This window comes from Ilyobacter sp. (genome assembly GCF_041583315.1).
Classification (GTDB): Bacteria; Fusobacteriota; Fusobacteriia; order Fusobacteriales; family Fusobacteriaceae; genus Ilyobacter.
Window position 1 is genome coordinate 1 of record NZ_JBFHGC010000349.1, and the last position, 3132, is coordinate 3132.

Annotated in this window: 4 protein-coding genes; all 4 read left to right on the plus strand. The window is 38.4% G+C overall.

What is annotated here, in order from left to right; all coding sequences use genetic code 11:
• Positions 1 to 385 (plus strand): MotA/TolQ/ExbB proton channel family protein (locus ABZA26_RS11155; RefSeq protein WP_372714604.1); only part of this gene is annotated, 385 nt, incomplete at its 5' end.
• A 9-nt stretch (positions 386 to 394) separates the two neighbouring features.
• Entirely contained in the window at positions 395 to 832 is a 438-nt protein-coding gene (locus tag ABZA26_RS11160; RefSeq protein ID WP_372714605.1) for an ExbD/TolR family protein, read from the plus strand.
• Between the two features lie 10 nt (positions 833 to 842).
• The gene (locus ABZA26_RS11165; RefSeq protein WP_372714606.1) at positions 843 to 1730 is read left to right on the plus strand and encodes an energy transducer TonB; all 888 of its coding nucleotides are present in this window, start codon (positions 843 to 845) and stop codon (positions 1728 to 1730) included.
• A 9-nt stretch (positions 1731 to 1739) separates the two neighbouring features.
• Entirely contained in the window at positions 1740 to 3131 is a 1392-nt protein-coding gene (locus tag ABZA26_RS11170; RefSeq protein ID WP_372714607.1) for a sigma-54-dependent transcriptional regulator, read from the plus strand.
• Position 3132: the final 1 nt, after the last annotated feature.

The window sequence follows — 3132 nt, forward strand, 5'->3', positions numbered from 1 at the left end:
GCTACTGCTTCAGTGTACTAAAAATAAAGATTGTAACATAGTACACATGGAAGAAAAAGCCAGGGAGGTAGGTCTTGCACAACTTCCTAGACTGGAAAGAGGGATGTGGTTACTAGGTATAGTGGCACATACTACGCCTCTTCTGGGGTTACTAGGTACAGTTACAGGGATGATACAGGCATTTCATGCCATAGCATCATATGGGACAGGAGATCCTTCTGTACTTGCTGAAGGGATATCTAAAGCCCTTATAACAACAGCAGGTGGACTAACTGTGGCAATACCAGCAGTGATTTTCTATAACTATTTTAATAAAAGGATAGATACTGTAATAAATAACATGGAAAAGTCTAGTGTTGAAATGATCAACTTCTTTAGAAAGTAGGTAAAAACCATGAGATTGAAGAGAATGACCAGAAGAAACAGCGGTAACATGATTCTAGAGCTTACACCACTTATTGACGTAGTATTTCTCCTTCTTATATTTTTTATGGTGGCTACCACTTTTGAGGATTTGAGCGGAATAAAGATCGATCTTCCTCAGTCTACAATAAAAGAGATCAAAGAGGTCAAGGAAATTCAGATAATAATCGATGAGAACAGCGAATTATATCTAAACTACAGAGAAGCATCTAAATCCAAGCAAAGTATCAAAGTTACTCTTGAAAATCTGAAAGAGGAGCTTGCTGAAAAGCTTTTGAACAGCAATGAGAAAAATGTAATAATTACTGCTGATAAAAAGCTTGATTATGGTTTCATAGTAGAAGTAATGACAATATCCAAAGAAGCAGGGGCAAGTTCTCTAGATATAGATACAGCTGTTGCAAAGTAGGAGGCAGACTATGGAAAAAAATGATATTCGTAGTCTTGGGATATCGCTGATTCTGAATCTTTTTATCATCCTCCTTCTTCCTGGAATCCGTGAAACAATAGTCGATACGGCTAAAATAAGTGTGGGATTTGTAGAATTAAAGGACGAAAACAGAAAGATCACCCCCAAGAAAACAGAAAAAGAATCAGTGGAGAAAACTATTCCCCAGGTAAAACAAGAGATAAAGGTTGAGAAAGAAAATCTAGAACCTGTAAAGAAAACAGAGAGCAAGCCTGTAAAAATAGAAAGTCCGGATTTTGAAATAGACTCTCTGTTGGCTATAGATAATCCACAAGTGGAAAGAACTGTCTTTATAAAAAAAGAGATAAATAATAACAAGGCGGCTCCCCAGGTAAAAACAACTGAAAAACTCACAGTAACAGAGGGAGAGCTAAAAGGACAGGAAAAACTAAAAGAAGTTGAGCAAAAGAACATAAACAGTATTGTCAGTGAGAAAGAGATAGCAGGAAGTTTCTCATCAAAAGACAAGGGAAAAGAGATGGAGTTTACACTACTGTCTCCAGCATCGGACAAAATAGAGGGTCTGCCAAAAGGCCATAAGATGGGATTTGCAGACGGGGATATAACAGCCAAATGGGATAGTTCCAACAGAAATCCGACTTATCCTCAATCTGCTTTGGAAAAAGGGCTTTCGGGTTCAGTTAAACTTAAGATTGATATAGGAACAGACGGCAGAGTCAATTCACTGATAGTGGAAAAAGGAAGCGGAATTCTTGAAATGAACAAGGCTATAGAAGAGGTAGGGAGAACATGGAAGATATACTTGACAAAAAACGGTCTCAGTGTGAAAGGGACAGTTTTATTGGAGTATAGATTTAATTTGGTCAGAGGAGAGTAGGTGATGTATTTGAATGTTTTAGGCATACTGTTAGATGCTAGATTGAAAAATGGAATAGGTGAATCCATAGACGGAAGTATAGAATTTGCAGACGGGGTATTGAGAGCTCTGGAGATATTAGAAGAAACCAGGTATGATGCTGTATTGTTGGACAGCGATACCATGGAAAAGTCTCAGCTTATAGAGTCTATCAAAATGATAAATGCAGCTCAGAGAAAAATTATTATAATGATATTGGGTGAAAGATCTAACCTTGATCTGGTGGCAGGAAGTATAAAAGCAGGAGCCTATGACTATGTTTTGAAGCCAGTGGAAATACTAAAAATTTCAAGACTTTTGGAAAAAGCAGTGAGGGATCACAAACTAAAGGCCGAGAAAGTGGATAAAAATAAAAACACAGGTGACAAGCTCATAGGTCAGACAAAAGAGATCGTAGAAGTCTATAAAATGGTAGGTAAAATGGCAGCCAGCAGAGTGCCTGTGTTGGTAACAGGTGAAAAAGGTACCGGTAAGAAGTCTGTGGCTATATCAATCCATCAGTTTAGCGACTTTAGTGAGAAACCATTTGTGAGTATAAATTGTACGGCTTTTCAAAATGAGTTTCTTGAAAGGAAAATCTTTGGTTATGAAAAAGGAGCTTTTCCAGGAGCGGCCTTTGATCAAGTGGGAGAACTAGAAAAGGCTAACGGAGGAACTCTCTATCTGGGAAATATAGAATCTCTCAGTATAGACATGCAGTCAAAAATATTAGGTGTGCTCCAGGAGGGGGAGTTTTTCAGAATCGGAGGAACTCAGCTCTTGAAGACGGATCTGAGAATAATAACTGCTTCTAGTGAAAATATAGAGGAACTCATAGTAAACGGTAAATTTATAGAGGAGCTATATCACAAACTGAAAGTTCTAGAGATAGACATACCTCCGCTGAGAGACAGGAAAGACGATATTCCCTTTATAATAGACCATTATATAATGGACTGTAACGAGGAGTTTGGAAAAAACGTAAAAGGGGTATCAAAACCTGCCATAAAGAAAATAATGAGATACGACTGGCCTGGAAATGTCAGTGAACTGAAGAATGCAGTGAGGTCTGCAGTGGCACTGTGCAGAGGAAACTCCATACTGGTAGAAGATCTGCCGGCAAACGTTATAGGGGCTAAAATAAGCAAAAGAAGGGGAGATATTCAGGACTGGATACTGGCAGACTGGATAGAGGGAGAGGTATCCGTCCTAAAGGGAAATTCCCAGAAAGATTACTATGGAAACGTAATATCCAGAGTGGAGAAAGAACTCATAAGACAGGTTCTCGAGATGACAAGCGGAAAGAAAGTGGAAACAGCTGAGATACTTGGTATAACAAGAAATACTTTGAGGACAAAAATGAATAATTACGGGCTTGAATAAA

Bases quoted from the DNA above. Each gene is read 5' to 3' on its own strand.
- ABZA26_RS11160 (WP_372714605.1), top strand. From the start codon at position 395: ATGAGATTGAAGAGAATGACCAGAAGAAACAGCGGTAACATGATTCTA.
- ABZA26_RS11165 (WP_372714606.1), top strand. From the start codon at position 843: ATGGAAAAAAATGATATTCGTAGTCTTGGGATATCGCTGATTCTGAAT.